At 60.5% G+C, this 19,678-nt stretch carries 20 protein-coding genes and 5 tRNA genes; 8 read left to right on the top strand and 17 right to left on the bottom strand.

Annotated elements, in window-relative coordinates; all coding sequences use genetic code 11:
• Positions 1-120 precede the first annotated feature (120 nt).
• The 3 genes from ampE to HYE77_RS10755 all read right to left on the bottom strand — a co-directional run bounded on the left by ampE (position 121) and on the right by HYE77_RS10755 (position 3,738).
• Entirely contained in the window at positions 121-957 is an 837-nt protein-coding gene (gene ampE / locus HYE77_RS10765; protein WP_177068772.1) for a regulatory signaling modulator protein AmpE, read from the bottom strand.
• Positions 954-1,517, bottom strand: a complete 564-nt coding sequence (gene ampD / locus HYE77_RS10760) for a 1,6-anhydro-N-acetylmuramyl-L-alanine amidase AmpD (RefSeq protein WP_177068771.1) — start codon at positions 1,515-1,517, stop codon at positions 954-956. The genes ampE and ampD overlap by 4 nt, the downstream gene beginning before the upstream one ends.
• A 61-nt stretch (positions 1,518-1,578) precedes the next feature.
• On the bottom strand, positions 1,579-3,738 hold the full coding sequence (locus HYE77_RS10755) for a DUF1631 domain-containing protein (RefSeq protein WP_087694621.1): 2,160 nt from the start codon (positions 3,736-3,738) through the stop codon (positions 1,579-1,581).
• A 282-nt stretch (positions 3,739-4,020) separates the two neighbouring features.
• Here HYE77_RS10755 and nadC point away from each other — a divergent pair, with 282 nt between their 5' ends.
• The gene (gene nadC, locus HYE77_RS10750; protein WP_008437288.1) at positions 4,021-4,869 is read left to right on the top strand and encodes a carboxylating nicotinate-nucleotide diphosphorylase; all 849 of its coding nucleotides are present in this window, start codon (positions 4,021-4,023) and stop codon (positions 4,867-4,869) included.
• A 134-nt stretch (positions 4,870-5,003) separates the two neighbouring features.
• On the opposite strand, the gene HYE77_RS10745 is transcribed toward nadC, so the two are convergent.
• The 4 genes from HYE77_RS10745 to HYE77_RS10730 form a co-directional block, all read right to left on the bottom strand.
• Positions 5,004-5,309: a DUF6388 family protein gene (locus HYE77_RS10745; protein WP_008437299.1), complete on the bottom strand. Its 306-nt coding sequence runs from the start codon at positions 5,307-5,309 to the stop codon at positions 5,004-5,006.
• A gap of 136 nt (positions 5,310-5,445) precedes the next feature.
• A tRNA-Thr gene (locus tag HYE77_RS10740) sits at positions 5,446-5,518 on the bottom strand.
• 39 nt (positions 5,519-5,557) lie between these two features.
• Entirely contained in the window at positions 5,558-6,967 is a 1,410-nt protein-coding gene (locus HYE77_RS10735) for an O-antigen ligase (protein WP_177067060.1), read from the bottom strand.
• A gap of 86 nt (positions 6,968-7,053) precedes the next feature.
• Positions 7,054-7,467, bottom strand: a complete 414-nt coding sequence (locus tag HYE77_RS10730) for a pilin (RefSeq protein ID WP_177068770.1) — start codon at positions 7,465-7,467, stop codon at positions 7,054-7,056.
• Positions 7,468-7,668: 201 nt separating this feature from the next.
• Between HYE77_RS10730 and HYE77_RS10725 the strand changes: the two genes are divergently transcribed.
• From HYE77_RS10725 to yacG, 4 genes are read left to right on the top strand one after another with little or no spacing between them, the layout of a single operon-like run.
• Entirely contained in the window at positions 7,669-8,877 is a 1,209-nt protein-coding gene (locus HYE77_RS10725) for a type II secretion system F family protein (protein WP_177068769.1), read from the top strand.
• Positions 8,874-9,752, top strand: coding sequence for an A24 family peptidase (locus HYE77_RS10720; protein WP_371321558.1), 879 nt, complete (start codon positions 8,874-8,876; stop codon positions 9,750-9,752). The genes HYE77_RS10725 and HYE77_RS10720 overlap by 4 nt, the downstream gene beginning before the upstream one ends.
• Positions 9,749-10,372 carry a dephospho-CoA kinase gene (gene coaE / locus HYE77_RS10715; RefSeq protein ID WP_008437307.1) on the top strand — a complete coding sequence of 208 codons (624 nt, stop codon included), beginning with the start codon at positions 9,749-9,751 and terminating at the stop codon, positions 10,370-10,372. The genes HYE77_RS10720 and coaE overlap by 4 nt, the downstream gene beginning before the upstream one ends.
• Positions 10,369-10,569 carry a DNA gyrase inhibitor YacG gene (gene yacG, locus HYE77_RS10710; RefSeq protein ID WP_003215918.1) on the top strand — a complete coding sequence of 67 codons (201 nt, stop codon included), beginning with the start codon at positions 10,369-10,371 and terminating at the stop codon, positions 10,567-10,569. Before coaE ends, yacG begins: the two co-directional genes overlap by 4 nt.
• Here yacG and HYE77_RS10705 read toward each other — a convergent pair.
• From HYE77_RS10705 to HYE77_RS10695, 3 genes are all read right to left on the bottom strand, one after another.
• A complete protein-coding gene (locus tag HYE77_RS10705) occupies positions 10,566-10,781 on the bottom strand; it encodes a hypothetical protein (RefSeq protein ID WP_003215917.1) in 216 nt (71 codons plus the stop codon). The genes yacG and HYE77_RS10705 overlap by 4 nt on opposite strands.
• A 65-nt stretch (positions 10,782-10,846) precedes the next feature.
• A complete protein-coding gene (locus HYE77_RS10700; RefSeq protein ID WP_102604574.1) occupies positions 10,847-11,536 on the bottom strand; it encodes an energy-coupling factor ABC transporter permease in 690 nt (229 codons plus the stop codon).
• Positions 11,533-12,000 carry an FAD/FMN-containing dehydrogenase gene (locus HYE77_RS10695; RefSeq protein ID WP_177068768.1) on the bottom strand — a complete coding sequence of 156 codons (468 nt, stop codon included), beginning with the start codon at positions 11,998-12,000 and terminating at the stop codon, positions 11,533-11,535. Before HYE77_RS10695 ends, HYE77_RS10700 begins: the two co-directional genes overlap by 4 nt.
• Positions 12,001-12,102: 102 nt before the next feature.
• Here HYE77_RS10695 and HYE77_RS10690 point away from each other — a divergent pair, with 102 nt between their 5' ends.
• From HYE77_RS10690 to HYE77_RS10680, 3 genes are all read left to right on the top strand, one after another.
• The gene (locus HYE77_RS10690; protein ID WP_008437312.1) at positions 12,103-12,732 is read left to right on the top strand and encodes a DUF1780 domain-containing protein; all 630 of its coding nucleotides are present in this window, start codon (positions 12,103-12,105) and stop codon (positions 12,730-12,732) included.
• Between the two features lie 89 nt (positions 12,733-12,821).
• Positions 12,822-12,995, top strand: a complete 174-nt coding sequence (locus tag HYE77_RS10685; RefSeq protein ID WP_010174986.1) for a DUF3094 family protein — start codon at positions 12,822-12,824, stop codon at positions 12,993-12,995.
• A gap of 60 nt (positions 12,996-13,055) precedes the next feature.
• The gene (locus tag HYE77_RS10680) at positions 13,056-14,354 is read left to right on the top strand and encodes an NAD(P)/FAD-dependent oxidoreductase (protein ID WP_003215906.1); all 1,299 of its coding nucleotides are present in this window, start codon (positions 13,056-13,058) and stop codon (positions 14,352-14,354) included.
• Between the two features lie 192 nt (positions 14,355-14,546).
• Here HYE77_RS10680 and HYE77_RS10675 read toward each other — a convergent pair.
• From HYE77_RS10675 to rluD, 7 genes are all read right to left on the bottom strand, one after another.
• A tRNA-Pro gene (locus HYE77_RS10675) sits at positions 14,547-14,623 on the bottom strand.
• Between the two features lie 94 nt (positions 14,624-14,717).
• A tRNA-Lys gene (locus tag HYE77_RS10670) sits at positions 14,718-14,793 on the bottom strand.
• A 5-nt stretch (positions 14,794-14,798) separates the two neighbouring features.
• Positions 14,799-14,875, bottom strand: a tRNA-Pro gene (locus HYE77_RS10665).
• A gap of 10 nt (positions 14,876-14,885) precedes the next feature.
• A tRNA-Asn gene (locus HYE77_RS10660) sits at positions 14,886-14,961 on the bottom strand.
• Between the two features lie 300 nt (positions 14,962-15,261).
• Positions 15,262-17,826 (bottom strand): ATP-dependent chaperone ClpB, encoded by a 2,565-nt coding sequence (gene clpB, locus HYE77_RS10655; RefSeq protein ID WP_003215904.1) that lies wholly within the window; start codon positions 17,824-17,826, stop codon positions 15,262-15,264.
• Between the two features lie 151 nt (positions 17,827-17,977).
• A complete protein-coding gene (pgeF, locus tag HYE77_RS10650) occupies positions 17,978-18,703 on the bottom strand; it encodes a peptidoglycan editing factor PgeF (RefSeq protein ID WP_008432852.1) in 726 nt (241 codons plus the stop codon).
• Entirely contained in the window at positions 18,700-19,662 is a 963-nt protein-coding gene (gene rluD, locus HYE77_RS10645) for a 23S rRNA pseudouridine(1911/1915/1917) synthase RluD (RefSeq protein ID WP_003215899.1), read from the bottom strand. The genes pgeF and rluD overlap by 4 nt, the downstream gene beginning before the upstream one ends.
• Between the last annotated feature and the right edge of the window lie 16 nt (positions 19,663-19,678).

The raw sequence follows: 19,678 nt of genomic DNA, 5'->3' as shown, positions 1-19,678 counted from the left end.
GGGCGGCGGCAGATAGCCACTATTTGGCGCTCTGTCTGTATAGCTCAATTCGAAAAGGAGGTTTGTAACTTAAGGTTAACGAGGTAGGAGCGAGCTTGCCCGCTCCTACAGGGAGGCAAATCAGGGCAGCACGGTCCAGATGGCAAAGCCGGCGTACCACAGCACGGCGGCACGCAGCAGCAACTCCCAGATACGATCAAGGCTGTTGATGCCCTCGGCGCCTACCACCGGTGGCGGGATCTCCGCGGCCACCACGCCCACCTTCTCCACCAGTTGCGCAGCACTGATGTCCCAGCTCAGCAGCTCATGCAGCATCACCCGGCCGACCGCCACAAAGTTGCCGACCAGGGCGAAACTCGCCGCCAGCAAACGTACCGGCAACCAGTCGAAGGCATGGCGCAATTGCCCGGCACGCTCGGCCACCAGCGGGTTCTTGCTGTTCTCGGTCGCCAGCGCCAGTAGACGGTAGGCCAGGGCGGCCACCGGCCCGAGGAGGAAGTACCAGAAAATCACCGCGAAAAAGCTTTGGTAGGCCTGCCACAACAGATGGCCCTGGACCCGCTCCAGCAACTGTTCACCACTGTCGGCACTGATGCTCAAGTCACGTTCGGCCACATGTTCGGCCGCCTGCAGGTCACCCCGACGCCAGGCATCACGGAACGGGCCCAATCCGGCCAGGAGATCGCCACGGCCCAGGCTGTAGATCACCACCAGCAGGTGCACCGGCAGCGCCAACAGGCCATAGGCCACTGGCTCCAGCACCAGCAACAACAACGCAAGCAAGGCCACCGGCAGCAGCACCAGCAATGTGAGGATCAGCCACGGCTGCTTGCCCAGGCTGGCGCTCGACTCCAGCTTGGCCAGTTCCCGCAACCAACCGCCATCACGTTGTATTCGGTGACGCAGGGCCGAGAACTTCTCGATCCATACCGCCAGCACCAACACCAGAAAACTCATTGTGCGTGTCCTCCATCCTGCAAGGCGCTGCGAAAGCGCGCCCAATCAAATTCGGGTCCGGGGTCGGTCTTGCGTCCCGGGGCGATATCGCTATGGCCACAAATGCGCTGGCGGGTAATGCCCGTGTACGTCGCCAGCAACTGGCGCGTCAGGGCGATCAGGGATTGATACTGGGCATCGGTGAAGGGCAGGTCATCAGTGCCCTCCAACTCGATCCCCAGGGAAAAGTCGTTACACGTCTCACGCCCCTCGAAGCTCGATACCCCGGCATGCCAGGCCCGGTCCCGACACGAGACAAACTGCGTCACCGCGCCATCACGCTCAATCAGAAAATGCGCAGAAACCCGTAGGTCGGCAATACCTTCAAAGTAGGGGTGTTCCGTGACATCCAGGCGATTCTGGAAAAACTCGTGCACCTTGCCGGTGGCGAATTGCGCCGGTGGCAGGCTGATGTTGTGCACCACCAACAGGGAAATCTCGCCACCGGGGCGCTCGTTGAAGTTGGGCGAGGGGCAATGGCGAATGCCCTGGCACCAACCGCTGGCGGGGTCCAACTGCATACTGGTTCCTTGAACGAGGCTGGGGTGACTCAGTATGCCGCGTTCCGCTGTCTGGTTGCGATCACTTGGCGCGATGAAGTTGGCGCAGGTTGCCAATCACCGAAGCCAGGGCGCGGTCGAACAACAGCGCATCATCCAGGGTTCGCACCGCGCCGCGCTTGAACTCCAGGGCCAGTTCAAGCGGATTTTTTTCCAATACCTTGAGGCCGGTTCGATTGACGAAAATACAGGTATTGCCCGGCGCAATAATCGCCGTCAGCTTGCAACGCAGGGTGTTTTCGGCGTCTTCCTGAAATTCCACCCAGCAACCGATCCGCAGTTGGCGAACCTTGAGCAGGTCGGGATCATCTTCCGGCAGGCTCGCCTCGATGGCCGGTGCCGCGGGACTGAGGACGAATGCCTCGCGCACCTCGACTTGCGACAGCGACGGTTGTTCCTCGGCACTGCCCCGGAACGATTGGACATGCAGGGTTTGCAAGCGGGTGAAAAATTCCCGGGTAATGAAGGGATCGAATGCCGCGCCGCTCAACCCATCGCGCAAGGCTTTCAGCAAGCCTGGCAACTGCTCCAGCAGGTGCCGGCCGGCTTCGGTGTCTTCGCTGAGGCCGACACTCCAGATCAACTCGTCCATGGTGCGCAACCCGGCCAGCCATTGTGGCGAGTGCTCGCCATGCTTCAGGCACGCCAGCAACAGCACCTGGCTCCAGGCCTGTTGCAGGAACTGCACCACGACCTCGGGCAGTACTTTGCCCAGCAACCGCAGATTGAGGGCTTCGGCTACACGCTGACGAGCGATTTCGGTACGGGCGCGCCCTTCTTCCGCATCGCGGGTACGTTGCTCCAGCAATTCGCTGCGGCGTCGCTCGTCATGGGTAAACGCGGTGAACTCGGTCAGTAACTGGGAAAAGATTGCCGGATCATCCACAAAATCGTTCAGCAACCGCTGCACCACCTGCTCGATGTGCAGGTACAGGCTGTCGCGCTGATAATCGTCGCGCTGGCTCCAGCCCATGGCCGCCGAAGCGATTTCATTGAGCAAGCGTCGCGCCGGGTGATTGGTGCGGCTGAAAAAACTCTTGTCCAGCACCGCCACTTTCAGCATCGGGATCTGCAGGCGGGCGATCAGCGCCTTGAGGGACTCGGGCACCGTACCGTCATTGAGGATGAACTCGAACAGCATGGCGATCAGGTTGATCACATCCTCGTCCGCATCCTCCACCACCCGAGACTTGCCGCTCTTGACGCTGACCCGGGTCAGCAATTGTTCAAGCTGGTTGCGCAGGTCGAAATCGTCCTCGACCTCAGGCTCAGGCACATATTGCTGCAAATGGGAGAGCAGGCGCAGCAGGTCACGGGTGGAGATGGGCTGGGTCTCGGCGCTGGCTTCCAGCGTGGGTGCCACGCTGCCGCGCACTGCCGACAGCAATTCCTGCAACGCCGCGAAAACTTCCTGGCCGCTGTCGTCTGCCGGGTGGCCGGCAATCGGCGGGGTGTCTTCAGGCAACTCGGCCGTGGCGACGGCGCGCCGCGATGGCACGGCCTTGAGTTCGGGCAATACGCCGGTGGCGATCAGCAACTGATTGGCTTCGCCGTACAACAGATCAGCGTCACTGAGCACGTATTTCTCAAACAGCTTGAGAATGATCAGCTTGACCCGGATTTCCACGCCAAGGCTGCGTCCTGCTTGCAGAAAAAACGCGCACAGCATTGCCGGGCCCAGGGGGTTGTCCCGATCATCCAGGCGTTTGTCGAGCAAGGCATTGAGCCGGGCTGTCAATTGCCCAAGGGCGAGCCCGTCACGGCGCAGCACCTTGCCCAGCATGGCCTCGAGCGCGACGGCTTTTTCCAGCTCATCGCCCGAGACCCCGGGCGCCGCGGTGTAGGACACCACCGGAATCAGTTGCAGCTCACCGCGCTCCACGTTGCCAAGATTGGCAAACGCTTCGTAGAGTTGCTCCATGAAGCCACGCTCGAAATTCTTGCGCTTGAGGCGCAGGTCGCGCATGGCTTCAAAGAAAATACCGTGGTCGACGTTACTGCGGGTCTTGTCGGCCATTTCGAACAGGGTGTCGTCGGCGTTATCAAACAGCTCCTGCAGTCCCTGCCTGAGTTGCTGCGCCGCCTTGTCACGGACCTGGAGCAACACCACCGGCAGGCGGGCGAGCGGCGATGGCGTCGCCCGTGCCTTATTGATCGGCACCACCTTCCCGTCATTGTGCATCCTGGCCTCCTGAAACGGCGGTATTCGATTGTGTGAAGGATCGGTGCAGCAACGGCGCGAAGCACGCCGGGGCACTGCGAAAATCGGGCTATCACCGTGACGTCAAAGCTATGACGCCAATTGCAAGGCGCGAGATTATCTTGCAAATGAGGGTTGTTGCGCCAGCGAACTCTGTGATTGCCGTGTAAATGAACATCGCGCACCGCACCCGAGGTGCCAGTTGCCTTGGGTTCAGGCCCGCCCTGCCCCTATAATCCAGGCACTTTGTTTGTGGAGCCTGTTATGCCCAATCTTCGTCTAGCCGACCTGACCGCCGAAATCGAAGCCAACGTGCGTCGCGCACTGCTGGAAGACATCGGCAGCGGGGATATCACCGCACAACTGATCCCCGCCGAACGCCTGGCCAAGGCCACGATCATCACGCGCGACGCCGCCGTCATCAGCGGCACGGCCTGGGTGGAAGCGGTGTTTCGCCAATTGGACCCACGCGTCGCGGTGCATTGGCAGGTGCGCGACGGCGAACGTGTCAGCCCCAACCAGGCGCTGTTTCACCTTGAAGGCCCGGCCCGCTCGCTGCTCAGTGGCGAGCGTTGCGCGCTGAATTTCCTGCAACTGTTGTCAGGCGTTGCCACCCGCGCCCAATACCTGGCGGACTTTGTCGCGTCCACCCAGGTCAAGCTGCTGGATACCCGCAAGACACTGCCCGGCCTGCGCCTGGCGCAAAAATATGCAGTGACCTGCGGTGGTTGCCACAACCACCGCATCGGCCTGTATGACGCGTTCCTGATCAAGGAAAACCATATCGCAGCCTGCGGCGGCATTGCCCAGGCCATCAGCGCCGCCCACAAGATCGCCCCGGGCAAGCCGGTGGAAATCGAAGTGGAAAGCCTGGAGGAACTGCGTGAGGCACTGGCGGCGGGCGCCGACATCATCATGCTGGATGAGCTGAGCCTGGATGACATGCGCGAAGCGGTGCGCCTGAACAACGGCAAAGCCAAGCTGGAGGCCAGTGGCGGGATCAACGAAAGCACCCTGCTGCCCATCGCTGAAACCGGCGTGGACTACATCTCCATCGGGGCGATGACCAAGGATGTGAAGGCGGTGGATTTGTCGATGCGGCTTAGTCTCTGAAACGCCCTTGAATGTAAGCGCCTGCTTTTGTGGCGAGGGAGCTTGCTCCCGCTGGAGTGCGCAGCGCTCCAAAGGTTTTTGGGGTCGCTTGGCAACCCAGCGGGAGCAAGCCCCCTCGCCACATTAAACTTGTGTCAGATCGCGAGATTGTTCATCCCGCAATACTCGTTCCAGTCGACACCCAGCACCTCGGCCGCTTCCTTGTGCAAAGCCAGGCGCGCCGCCTCGAACGCTTCGGGGGTGGAGGTGTACTTCAGGGTCAGTTCCCATGGCTGCAGGCCCTGGGCCTCGGCCTCATCCTCAAACGCCCATTGGATCTGGTCCCTTTGATCATCGGCGCTCAGGTCCTTGATCTCATCCAGCAGTTCCGGCGATTCCGCGACGTACTTTTTGAGGGCTGCTTCGTGCCGCGCTTCCTGGGTCATTTCTTGTGTGGTCATGTCGTTCTCTTAGATCGAGGAATGGGGATGCATCTGGGTCATCAAGGTCGCGCAGATACAAAAGAACAGGCATGAATACCGGTTCGTCTGGCCTTCAGAACCATTCTGGGATCATCTGAAAACTGTGTTGCCTTTGTGCCCGAGACAGGAATCGAACCTGCGACCTTCGCGTTACGAGTGCGCTGCTCTACCGGCTGAGCTACACGGGCGGTGGGCTAAAGCTAGCACTGCCTTGGACGTCCGGCAACTCACTGCATTTCGAGGGCAATCACACCTTGCACCCAAAAGCGTGGCTGCAGGTGACCGTTACTCAGGCCCATGTAGTGCTCGCTGCGCTCCGTGAGTCGGGGCACGTCACGAATCGCGACGAACACCAGCAAGCCGACGGCCACGACACTCGCTGCCATCCACACCCTGTACAACGCCGGTACCGGGGCGACCGATGGAACGCGCCACACATGCAATCCCATCAGCCAGCCAACCACCAGCGCCAGCCAGAGTTGCGACACCGGCATCACGATTACCCCATCCACCTGTGCCTGGGTCAGTGCACCGATCAGAGAGGCAAACAGGCACAGGCGCAGCAGGTCCACGGGCGCCAATGACAACGCACGCTTACGCAACACGTCCAAGGTTGACCAACCCGCCCACGCGACCAACGCGATCACGCACAGCGTCGACGGTACGCCCCATTCGCTGGCCCACTGCAGAATCGCCTGGTGGGGATGCGCGGCAATGTCATTGGCGATGTCGGCAAAATGCATCGGCCCGAAACCCAGCCAGGGCCGCTCGATAATCATGCTCCAGGCCTGCCACCATATCGGCCCACGCCCCGAGAGGCTGGTGGTCAGTCGATCTACGGCACCATTGGAAATTACAATCCCCAAGTACCCTGCCAGCACCGTGAAGACCAACCAATACAACACTAACCCACAGGCCAGTGCCGCCAACTGCCAGCCCAGCCAACGGCGCCCCTGCGGCCCCAGGAACATCAGCACGCAGCCGGCAGCGCCCATACCGAGCCAGGTGCCGCGGGTACCGCCACCGATCGCGATCAGCCACCAGACACACAGCAGGGCGAACACTGCGCCCCGCGCTGGACGAGCGACGTTTGAAACCAGCAAGGGAAGCGCCAGCAGCGGCAGGGTGAAGGTCTGGAACTGACCGTAGAAACGTTTATTGGAGAACCCGGACAACAGCAAATCGGTATTCACGATTGCTTCGCCGCTGGTGAAGGCGAGGACCCCGGCGTGCAGATATTGAATGCTTTTAACCATGCACAGCAGCAATACGAACAGGACCAATACACGATCCAGGGACTCATCCCCATTGCGCCTGGCCCGGCTGAAAGCCACAGCAGTGGCGCAACAACTGATGAGCAGCGCCAGCTCGGTCAACGCCCAGAGTGGCTGGTGGGCCAACAGGGCCGAAACCAGCCCCGCGCCCCCGATCAGCGACACCCCGAGCGCTGTCGACCTGTCTACGCATCGCTCTGCCTGCGGCAAGCACAGCCCATACACCACCGCACACAGCGCCACCGATATCTGCACCGCACGTTGCCAGTCATGGCTACTGAACGGCGCGCAGATAGCCAGCATCAGCAGACACATAACCACGACGAGGAATATGTTCCCCCGCTGCTGGACAGACGACGTCATCGGCAACCTCTACTTCCTTGTGATGGGCGTAGAGCGGTTTACACACACGCTCTTCCTTGCTGCGTAAACAGTAGACGACCTGATGATCACGCGCCGCCGGAAGCACAACCTTTAGCGGCGTATTGGTCTTCTGCCGTGGTGGTGCACTTCCAGCCGGTTGTGGCGCTACGGGTCAAGGTGATGATCTTGCCCAGGACCGGCGCGGGTGCATCGAGGATTTCACAGGCAATCGTGCCAGTACCGGTGGCGATGTCGCCGGTCACGTCAATCTTGCAGTTGGCCGTTGGGCTGGTCCCGCCAATCAACGCCAGGGTCGGTGGCGTCCCCTGGTTCAGCGTGTCTTCAAAGCCCGCCTTCAACGCGGAGACTTCGGCCAGCCCTGCGGTGAACTTGGCCTTGGCCTGGTGCTTGGTATACATGGGCAGGCCGATGGTGGCCAAAATGCCGATGATTGCCACGACGATCAACAATTCGATCAAGGTAAAACCTTTCTGACGCATCACATTCACTCTCCAGAATAAAACCTTTCGCGAGGCGCATCCTGCACCCCGTCTCGGCAACCGCGCCAGTGTACTCACCCCCGCGCAACCAATGCTGAACAAGACGCACAAACTGACATTTTTTCGCTCACGGCGAGCCTGCCCGAATCCGTCACCTGACTAAGCTATAAATCTTCCACTGTCTGTGTGCGGAACCGTGAAATGAATGATGTTTCAGCGATCTATGCCTGGGAAGGCGTCAACCGCAAAGGGCGCAAGGTATCCGGAGAAACCCGTGGTCACAATCCCGCCCTGATCAAGGCACTGCTGCGCCAGCAAGGTATCAATCCTGGGCGCGTACGCAAGAAATTCGCCGGTTGGCCGAGCCTCGCCCTGCCGGTCAAACCGGCAGAGATCGCCCTCTTCACCCGCCAATTGGCGACGCTGCTGAAGGCTGGTATCGCACTTTTACAGGCGCTGGATATCATCGCCGAGGGCTTCGACAACCGGCATATGGGGGCGCTGGTACAAGGCTTGAAGCAGGAGATCGCCGCCGGCAGCAGCCTGGCTGTCGCCTTGCAGAAATACCCACGCTACTTCGATGATCTGTACTGCAACCTGGTTGCGGCGGGTGAACAGGCGGGCGCACTCGAAGCGCTGCTGGAAAGGGTGGCCATTCACCTGGAAAAAAGCGAACAGCTGAAAGCCAGAATCAAGAAGGCCATGACCTATCCCGTGACGGTACTGGCAGTCGCCACCGCTGTCAGCGCAATCCTGCTGATTCACGTGGTGCCGCAGTTTCAGGGGTTGTTTGCCGGCGTCGATGCACAACTGCCGGGCTTTACCCTGGGCGTCATCAGCCTGTCGGAGTTCATGCAGCAAAGCTGGTGGATGCTGATCCTGGCCGCGGGTGCCGGTTTCGCAGGACTGCGCAAAGCCTATCGCTCGTCCACAGGCTTTCGCCACTGGCTCGATGCCAGTTTGTTGAAAGCTCCCGTGGCAGGCACACTGCTGAAAAAATCGGCGGTCGCCCGCTACGCTCGCACGCTCTCGACCACCTTTGCGGCGGGCGTTCCATTGGTGCAGGCATTGGATTCCGTGGCCGGCGCCACGGGTAACGGGCAGTTCAGACAGGCAATCAATCGTATGCGGCACGACGTTGCAACCGGAATCCAGCTGAATGAATCCATGGCCATAAGCGGCCTGTTTCCAGGCATGGCGATCCAGATGACGGCTATCGGCGAGGAGTCGGGCACCCTCGATAACATGCTGGAAAAAGTCGCCTGCCACTACGAGGCTGACGTCGATAACCTGGTGGACAACCTTACCAGCCTCATGGAGCCGCTGATCATGGTGGTACTCGGCGGCATCGTCGGGGCATTGGTGCTGGCCATGTACCTGCCGATCTTTCAACTCGGTACAGCCTTTTGAGCACGCCACTGACTGAGATCCTCGCTTATCAGCCGTGGGTGTTTGTGTCAGGCGCGTTGCTGCTGGGCTTGATTGTCGGCAGTTTTATCAACGTGCTGGTATGGCGCCTGCCGAAGATGCTGGAACGTGAATGGCGAGCCCAGGCCCATGAAGTACTGGGCCTTCCCGCCGAGCCTGTCGCCGCGCCCTATAACCTGATGCACCCAAACTCCTGCTGCCCGCGTTGCAACCACCCGATTCGCCCCTGGGAGAATATTCCGCTGCTCAGTTATGTACTGCTCAAGGGACGTTGCTCAAGTTGCCATCAACCTATTGGCGCGCGTTATCTCATCACCGAACTGGCGTGCGGGTTGATCTCGGCGGTTGCCGCCTGGCATTTCGGTTTTGGCTGGGCAGCCGGAGCGGCGTTGTTGTTGAGTTGGGGCTTGCTGGCGATGAGCCTGATCGATGCAGACCACCAACTGCTGCCGGATGCGTTGGTGCTACCGTTGCTCTGGCTGGGGTTGATCCTCAACAGCTTTGGCGTTTTTGTTTCATTGCCCGATGCGCTGTGGGGCGCGGTAGCCGGTTACATGAGCCTGTGGTCGGTGTTCTGGGTGTTCAAGCTGATTACCGGCAAGGACGGGATGGGGCACGGGGATTTCAAGCTGCTGGCCATGCTCGGTGCCTGGGGCGGCTGGCAGATCCTGCCGATGACGCTGTTGCTGTCTTCCCTGGTGGGTGTGATGGGAGGCCTGATTCTATTGCGCCTGCGCAAAGCCCAGGCATCCACTCCAATGCCTTTTGGTCCGTATCTGGCAATTGCCGGCTGGATTGCATTGCTCTGGGGTGGTCAAATAACCGACTTCTATTTGCAGTCTGTCGGTTTCAGATGACCACTTCTGTCGCAACACCCTGGATTCTTGGCCTCACTGGCGGCATCGGCAGTGGCAAAAGCGCCGCCGCCGAACACTTCGTCCGGCTTGGCGTGGACTTGATTGACGCCGACCACGCCGCGCGCTGGGTAGTCGAACCCGGGCGCCCTGCCCTGGCGCAGATTGCCGGGCATTTCGGTGCGGGTGTGCTGCAGCCTGACGGGCAACTGGACCGCGGCGCGTTGCGCAAGCTGATCTTCGAAGTGCCCGACGAGCGCCGCTGGCTGGAGGCGTTGCTGCACCCGCTGATAGCCGAGGAGATTCGCAGCCACCTGGCGCGTGCACAATCGCCTTACGCGATCCTGGTGTCACCGCTGCTGATCGAGTCCGGCCAGTACACCATGACCCAGCGGGTGCTGGTGATCGACGTGCCGCAATCGTTGCAGATACAGCGTACCCTGCAACGCGATGGCATCAGCGAAGCGCAGGTGCAGGCGATTCTCAAGGCCCAGGCCACCCGTGAAGACCGCCTGCGCCATGCCGATGACGTGCTGGTCAATGACCAGGACCTGGCCCGGCTGCACGCCGAGGTCGAGCGACTGCACCACTTTTACCTTACTTTGCGTGGAGGCCGATCATGAGCCAACCCTTGAACGTCGAATGCCCAACCTGCGGCGCACCTGTGGAATGGAAAGCAGAAAACGTCAACCGTCCCTTCTGTTCGGACCGTTGCAAACTGATCGACCTGGGCGCCTGGGCGTCCGAGGAACACAAGATCCCGGTCAGCCCGGACGCCGAGGACGACCTGTTCTCCGAAGACTTTCAGCCCAAACACTAAGGCCGCATAAAGCCATAGTCCTGCTGGTCGTCGAGATTCTCTGCAAGGTACTGCAGCTCGTCGGCCAGGTCTTCAAAACTGCGCACGCCCTTGCTCTGCTGCACCACCGCACTGAGCATGGCGCGCAGGGTCAAGCCCGGGTCAAAGCCGATTTCCTGCGCCGCGTCCTGGCTTCTGCGTAACTCCTGCCGTGCCCACTCGTACACACTCATGATTCCGTGCTCCTGGAAATTTTGCAGAGCATGCGACCACTTGCGCGTGCGGCATTTGACCTGGATCAAGGCCGCGGATCGTCATCCTTCCAGGGCGCCGAGAGGTAGCGAGTGCGGTTGAATGTCTCCAGCCACTCGGGGCAGAACACCACCAGGGCGCTGATCACCATGCCGTTGATAAAGGCCTCGGGGAAAATGATCAGCCACAAGTAGCCGACAAAATCCTCGATCCATTCCGGCATCGCAAAACGGCCATCGAACCACAGCAGCCCCAGGCCTGCCAGCAGGCACAACAAGGCCGACAGTGCGGCGGCGAAAAAGCCCGAACAGAAGATATACACAAAGGGATTGCGTGGCCTCGCCCGCTCCACCAACAGCGCACAGCCTTCGGTGACCAGCACCGGCAACAGGATCAGCAGCATGCCGTTGATCCCCACGGCGGCCAGGTCCTGGCGGCCGAGCAACACCAGGCCGATTTGCGCGGCAAAGCCTCCGACAATCGCCAGGGGCCAATCGAGCAACAAGGTCACGGCGGTCATGCCGATGAAGTGATAGGACACCCCGGTGTCGAAATCCCGGCGCACCAACCACAACATGAACAGTGCGAATACGGTGCCGAACAGCAAGTGCTGGCGTCGGCGGTCGGCAAACAGCTCGACCCACGGCGAACGCAGGAGCGCCCACATCACCACCGGCGCATACAGCAGCCAGCCGATGCTGAGGGTTTCCGGCGCCAACACCGCTGCGCTGATCACGGCTGCACCTGCTCCAGGGCCTGGCGCAGTTCAGCGGCGGAGTCGTATTCGTGCTGCGCCACCAGCGTCCCGTGATCCAGTTGCAGCCACAGCACTTTATCCACAGGTGCGGGATAGCGCGGGCTTACGCGGGCATCGCGGTCGAGCATGACGCGATAGTTGTAGGCCTGCATCGCCGGCACCGCGAACATCTTCGCGATCAGCCGGGGCATGCGCTGGATATCGGCGAGAAACACCGCATGCCGAGCCTCCAGGTAACCCTTGGGCTGGCCCTGCAGCGCCGCATCGACGATCTTGGCGGCGTCCATGCTGCGCGCTACGAGCAAGGTTTGCGCCTGGTCATCCAGGGTGTAGGCCTGGTCGAACTGATCAAGCAACGTCCAGGGTGCAACACGCTCACCCACTTCGACGGCGTGGGCCCACACGGGCAAAAGACTCAAGAACAGCACCACAAAACCCTTCACTGCATACTCCTCATGCCACGGGAAACTGTCGAGTGGCCAGTCTACACCGACCTTTTGACGCAGGACTTCCTGCGGTCATCATTTGGACGCTAAGCTGGTGACATGGATGACTCAGATTATTTGCGCCTGCTCACCGTAGCGGCCGAACAAGCCAACGCGTTCCTGTCCAATGCCCGCAAATGGGAGCGTGAGCGTTGGGTCTGCCAGCGCCTGTTGCAAGGCTTGAACGTGCCCTACCGCGCCGAAGAATTCCACGCCGCCGGGCAAGAGCCGCCGGACGTGCTGTTTCGCGACGCCAGTTTCGAAGTGTTTTTCGTACTCGATGAAGGCCGGCGCCTGAACGATGAATGGCGTGACGAACTGCTGCGGCGGCGCAGCGCGTTTTCCCTGAGCCAACTGGTTCGGCGAGAAGCCAAGCCCCGGCGCATTCCCGCCCACGAATTCCTGTTGCGCCTGGCGCCCACCCTGCGCAAGAAGGCCCACAACTATAAAGAGCGCGGGATGGACCTGGGGGAGCTGGACCTCATCGCCTTCGCCAGCCTCAAGCGCGAAGTACTGGACCTCAACAGTCACTTCCCTCCTCCCACCGAGTACCTGCGCCAGGGCTGGCGCTCGCTGTCCCTCGTGGGGCCGACCTTCGCCCGCGTACTGTTCGCGCACCCGGACGCGCCGGACTTCTTGCGCAACAATCTGGGGCGCAGCATAGTGTTTGATGTGGGCATCAGCCTGTGATCGGGTTGGCGACTATGCTTCAGGCAATGCCGCCAATCACCCGACTGTAACGTGGCGCCCTTCAGCAACGTCTACCTGACGAGGCCTTTATGACCAGCCGCCTGAACCCCGACGACCAACAGCATGTCGAAGAGTACCTGCAACTGTCCCAGAACCAAGTCGAGCGCAAGCCTTTCCGGCCCTGGCTGCTCCTTGCCGTGGTGCTGGTTGCAGTGATCGGCCTGGGTTTGCTGAGCCGCCTTTTGAGTTACCTGACGCTATGAGCTGCCTGGCGCTCGCTCGGGTAACTGCACCGATTTCCTTTAGCCTTGCGAGATATCCCCATGACCCATCGTATTATTATCGTCGGCGGCGGCGCCGGCGGCCTGGAGTTGGCTACCCGCCTGGGTAAGACTCTGGGCAAGCGCGGCATCGCCAGCGTCACCCTGGTGGATGCCAACCTCACCCACATCTGGAAACCCTTGCTCCACGAGGTGGCGGCCGGCTCGCTGAACTCTTCGGAAGACGAACTCAATTATGTTGCCCAAGCAAAATGGAACCACTTCGAGTTCCAGCTGGGGCGCATGAGCGGGCTTGATCGCGAGCAGAAAAAAATCCAGCTGGCCGCCACCCTCGACGAGGAAGGCCGGGAACTGGTGCCCGCGCGCGTACTGGGCTACGACAGCCTGGTGATCGCCGTCGGCAGCACTACCAATGACTTCGGCACCGAAGGCGCGGCGCAACACTGCCTGTTCCTCGACACCCGCAAGCAGGCTGAGCGTTTCCACCAGCAATTGCTCAATCACTATCTGCGCGCCCATGCCGGGCAGACGGACGTGGTAGAGCAGATCAGCGTCGCCATTGTCGGCGCCGGTGCCACCGGCGTCGAGCTGGCCGCCGAGCTGCATAACGCCGCACATGAACTGGCCGCCTATGGCCTGGACAAGATCAAGCCGGAAAACATGCACATCACCCTGATCGAAGCCGGCCCACGGGTGCTGCCTGCCCTGCCGGAGCGGATCGGCGGGCCTGTGCACAAAACCCTGGAGAAACTCGGGGTGACCGTCCTGACCAACTCCGCCGTGAGTGAGGTGACGGCCGACGCCCTGATCACCAGCAGCGGCCAGGTAATCCCGGCCAGTCTCAAGGTCTGGGCCGCCGGGATTCGTGCGCCAGGCTTCCTCAAGGACATCGACGGCCTGGAAACCAACCGTATCAACCAACTGCAAGTGCTGCCGACCCTGCAAACCACCCGCGACGAGAACATCTTCGCCTTTGGTGACTGCGCGGCCTGCCCGCAACCCGGCACCGATCGCAATGTGCCGCCACGGGCCCAGGCAGCTCACCAGCAGGCATCGTTGCTGGCCAAGTCGCTGAAACTGCGGATCGAGGGCAAGGACCTGCCGTCGTACAAGTACACCGACTACGGCTCGCTGATCTCGCTGTCGCGCTTCTCGGCGGTGGGTAACTTGATGGGCAACCTGACGGGCAGCGTGATGCTGGAAGGCTGGCTGGCGCGGATGTTCTATGTGTCGCTGTATCGCATGCACCAGATGGCACTGTATGGCTTCTTCCGCACGGCGATGCTGATGCTGGGGAGCAAGATCGGGCGAGGGACCGAGCCGCGCCTGAAACTGCACTGACAGCACGTTCCGGGATAGGACTCGGTGAGTGTGGGAGCGGGCTTGCTCGCGAAAGCGGTGGTTCAGTGCCAGATGCACTGACTGACACACCGCTTTCGCGAGCAAGCCCGCTCCCACATTTGTTTTGTGGTGCGGACAGGATTCCGCGCACAAAAAAAATCCCCGTATCTTTCGATACGAGGATTTTTAATATGGTCGGGGTAAGGGGATTCGAACTCCTGACATCCTGCTCCCAAAGCAGGCGCGCTACCGGACTGCGCTATACCCCGGTAAAAAAAAGGCGACCTCTCAGTCGCCTTCTTCGATCAGCGCTTTTGGCCTCTGATCTTAAGATTCGATTCCAGCGTTAACTGGTCTCAAAAATGGTGGGTCGTGTGGGATTCGAACCTACGACCAATTGGTTAAAAGCCAACTGCTCTACCAACTGAGCTAACGACCCAAATATGGTCGGGGTAAGGGGATTCGAACTCCTGACATCCTGCTCCCAAAGCAGGCGCGCTACCGGACTGCGCTATACCCCGGTTTTGAAATTGGCTCCGTGACCAGGACTCGAACCTGGGACCCAATGATTAACAGTCATTTGCTCTACCGACTGAGCTATCACGGAACTACATATTTCAAAGTGTTACGTTGTTGCATGTTACCTTCTCTTCGACGCTTCCGTATCGCTACGTTAGTGTCTCTGAGGCGCGCTATTCTACAATCTTAAAAACCCCTGTCAACCCTTTAAATTGCTTTTAAGACAATGATTTGCGCTTCTTTCTGATTTCTCCTTGGGGAGAAGAAACCGTTGGGCTGACGTTGCTGCGGGGCGCACTTTACAAGCCTTTGCCTTACAGTTCAACGCCCTATCGAAAAAAAAGGCCCCGCAATGCGGGGCCTCTTCTTATAGCAGTACCGCTTGGGCTTAGTGGAAGACGATTTCGTCGTTCTCCACCGTCGCCTCGACGCTGGTGCCCGGCATAAAGCTGCCCGACAGGATCAGCTGCGCCAACGGATTCTCGATCCAGCGCTGGATCGCACGTTTCAACGGCCGTGCGCCATAAACCGGGTCGTAACCAACCGCGATCAGCTTGTCCAACGCCTCGCGGCTCAGCACCAGGGACAACTCGCGCTCCGCCAGACGGCTGCGCAGGCGGCCCAACTGGATCTCGGTAATGCCCGCGATCTGATCCCGTGCCAGAGGCTCGAAGATCACCACTTCATCGACCCGGTTGATGAACTCCGGCCGGAAGTGGCTGGTCAGCGCGTCCATTACCGCTGCACGCTGGGCTTCACGGTCACCCACCAGCTCCTGAATCTGTACCGAGCCCAGGTTGGAGGTCATCACGATCACCGTATTGCGGAAGTCCACGGTACGCCCGTGACTGTCCGTCAGGCGGCCATCTTCCAGCACTTGCAGCAACACGTTGAACACATCCGGGTGGGCCTTCTCGACCTCGTCCAGGAGGATCACCGAGTAAGGCTTGCGCCGTACCGCTTCGGTCAGGTAACCGCCTTCCTCGTACCCTACATAGCCTGGTGGCGCCCCGATCAGGCGAGCCACGGAATGTTTCTCCATGAACTCGGACATATCGATCCGCACCATCGCCTCTTCGGTATCGAAGAGGAATTCGGCCAGGGCCTTGCACAACTCGGTCTTGCCCACGCCGGTCGGGCCGAGGAACATGAACGAGCCGCTCGGACGGTTCGGGTCGGACAACCCGGCCCGCGAACGCCGCACCGCGTTGGACACCGCGACCACCGCCTCTTCCTGGCCGATGACGCGCTGGTGCAACAGGCTTTCCATCTTCAGCAGCTTGTCGCGCTCGCCTTCGAGCATTTTCGACACCGGGATACCGGTCCACTTCGAGACGACTTCGGCGATTTCTTCCTCGGTCACCTTACTGCGCAGCAGCTGGTTCTCGGGCTTGCCGTGCTGGTCGACCATCTGCAGGCTACGCTCCAGGTCCGGGATCACCCCGTACTGCAACTCGGCCATGCGGTTCAGGTCGCCTTTACGGCGGGCTGCTTCCAGTTCCTGACGGGACTGCTCGATCTTTTGCTGGATCTGCGCAGAACCCTGCACTTCGGCTTTTTCCGAGGTCCAGATTTCTTCGAGGTCCGAATACTCGCGTTCCAGGCGAACAATTTCTTCCTGGAGTTTTTCCAGGCGTTTCTTCGCCGGCTCGTCTTCTTCTTTCTTCAGGGCCTGGGATTCAACTTTCAGCTGAATCAGGCGCCGATCCAGACGGTCCAGCACTTCGGGCTTCGAATCGATCTCCATCCGAATGCGGCTGGCCGCTTCGTCGATCAAGTCGATGGCCTTGTCCGGCAACTGCCGATCAGTGATGTAGCGATGGCTCAGTTTCGCCGCCGCGATGATCGCACCGTCGGTGATCGCGACTTTATGGTGGACCTCATACCGCTCTTTCAAGCCACGCAGGATCGCGATGGTGTCTTCTTCGCTCGGTTCTTCCACCAATACTTTCTGGAAGCGACGCTCAAGGGCCGCGTCCTTCTCGATGTACTGGCGGTATTCGTTCAGCGTGGTCGCACCCACGCAATGCAACTCGCCCCGCGCCAGTGCCGGCTTGAGCATGTTGCCCGCGTCCATCGAGCCTTCGCCTTTACCGGCGCCGACCATGGTGTGCAGTTCGTCGATAAACAGAATGATCTGCCCTTCCTGCTTCGACAGTTCGTTCAGCAGGGATTTGAGGCGCTCTTCGAACTCGCCACGGAACTTGGCGCCGGCAATCAGCGACCCCATGTCCAGGGACAGCAGGCGCTTGCCTTTAAGGCCGTCCGGCACTTCACCATTGATGATGCGCTGGGCCAGGCCTTCGGCAATCGCGGTTTTACCCACGCCAGGTTCGCCGATCAGCACCGGGTTGTTCTTGGTGCGACGCTGCAGGACCTGGATGGTGCGACGAATTTCGTCGTCACGGCCGATCACCGGGTCAAGCTTGCCTTCTTCGGCGCGCTTGGTCAGGTCGACGGTGTATTTGTCCAGGGCCTGGCGGGACTCCTCGTGGTTAGGGTCATTTACCGCCTCGCCGCCGCGCAGGTTGTTGATGGCGTTTTCCAAGGCTTTTTTACTCACGCCCTGGCCCAGCAACAATTTGCCGAGTTTGCTGTTGTCGTCCATCGCGGCGAGCAGCACCACTTCACTGGAGATGAACTGGTCGCCCTTTTGCTGCGCCAGTCGATCCGCCTGGTTAAGCAGACGCGCCAGATCCTGGGACATGTTCACGTCGCCAGTCGGGTTTTGGATTTTCGGCAGTTGGTCGAGCTCTTTGCTCAACTCCTTGCGCAGGCTGTTGACGTCGAAGCCCACCTGCATCAGCAAGGGTTTGATGGAACCGCCTTGCTGCTCCAGGAGCGCTTGCATCAAGTGCGCAGGCTCGATGGCCGGATGATCCAGGCCAACCGCCAGAGATTGGGCGTCAGATAAAGCCAACTGCAATTTGCTGGTTAAACGATCAATACGCATTAGTCACCTTCCTTTTGAGCAGGCCGGAGCTATGAACAAACACATCCTGAATGAAGAAACCTGCCAGATACCCTTATAGATGGGGTGGATTCTGGAAGATTCAAGCGGGCGACCGCTGACTTGCGTCAGGATTGACCCAAGTCAAAGGAGTCTAGCGTTCAAGCCAGACAAGGGAGGCAAACCGACCGGTGCGCGGGCTGCGACGGTAGGAATAGAAGCGGGGATCCGTCACGGTGCACAAGCCGCCACCGTACACGGCAGTGACGCCGCGGGCGGCAAGCCGCAGGCGGGCCAGCTGATAAATGTCGGCCATGAACTTGCCCGGGTTCTGACTGGGCACGAACGCCTCAATCGTTTCCGGAAGTTGCTGCATAAAGGCTTCACGCACTTCCGGGCCGACTTCAAAGGCTTGCGGACCGATGGCCGGCCCCAGCCACACCAGTACGTCGGCAGGCTCGGTATCCAGGCTTTCAACGGTCGCTTCCAATACGCCAGCGGCCAGGCCACGCCAGCCGGCATGGGCTGCCGCGACGCGGGTACCGGCGCGATTGCAAAACAAGGCAGGCAGGCAATCAGCCGTCATCGAAGTGCAGGCGATGCCCGGAGTGCTGGTCCAACTGCCATCGGCTTCGGCAGTCCGGCCGGGATCCGCCTCAACGACAACCACACCGTGAACCTGGCGCAACCAGGCGGGCTGGATATTGAAGGCAGCGCAGAGACGACGGCGATTTTCGAGCACGGCATCGAGGCTGTCCTCGACATGATCGCCGAGATTTAGGCTGTCGAACGGCGCCACGCTGACGCCGCCCGCACGGGTGGTAACGCAGGCTTTCACCCCGGCCGGCGCGGGCCAGTCAGGAATCAGCCAGTCACTCATCCGATAAACGCCTCGCGATCCTGCTTGAGCAGCGACAACAACCAGACAAAATCGTCTGGGAGTGGCGATTCCCAGCTCATCCGTTTACCGCTCGTCGGATGATCCAGCTCTAGGAAGCGTGCATGCAGCGCCTGGCGCGGGAAGGTTTTCAGCGAATCAACCATGGTTGCACTGGCCGCCGGCGGAATGCGGAAGCGCCCACCGTAGGCCGGATCTCCGACCAACGGGAAGTTGATGTGCGCCATGTGCACCCGAATCTGGTGGGTACGACCGGTTTCCAGCTTTACCCGCACGTGAGTGTGGGAGCGGAAACGCTCAAGCACGCGGTAGTGGCTGACGGCTTGCTTGCCGCCTTCCATCACCGCCATGCGCTGGCGCTGCTGGCCGTGGCGGCCGATCGGGGCATTGATTTTGCCACCGGCGGTTACCACGCCGATCACGATGCATTCGTAGATCCGGCTGACGCTGCGGCTCTGCAGTTGTGTGACCAGCTGCGTCTGCGCCTGAATGGTCTTGGCTACCACCATGAGGCCGGTGGTGTCCTTGTCCAGGCGGTGCACGATGCCGCAGCGCGGGACATTGATGATGTCCGGCACGTGGTGCAACAAGGCATTGAGCAGCGTGCCATCAGCGTGCCCGGCGGCCGGGTGAACCACCAGGCCGGCAGGTTTGTTGATCACCAGGATGTCGTCGTCTTCATAGACGATGTCCAGTTCAATGTCCTGGGCGATCCATTCTCCCTGGGCTTCCTGCTCGGCAGTCAGCTCAAGAATCGCACCACCATGGACTATGTCTCGCGGGCGGATAACCGCTCCATCCACAGTCAGGCGGCCGTCTTTGATCCAGGCGGAAAGGCGCGAGCGCGAGTGCTCAGCGAATAATTGTGCGGCGACTTGATCGAGGCGTTGGCCGCCCAATTCGGACGGCACCTCTGCGCGAAGTTCAATTTTATCGGACATGCTCAGACTAGGCGTG

Source organism: Pseudomonas sp. IPO3774 (assembly GCF_013386835.1).
In the GTDB taxonomy this organism is placed as follows: domain Bacteria; phylum Pseudomonadota; class Gammaproteobacteria; order Pseudomonadales; family Pseudomonadaceae; genus Aquipseudomonas.
This window is presented reverse-complemented; position numbering and strand designations above follow the sequence as displayed.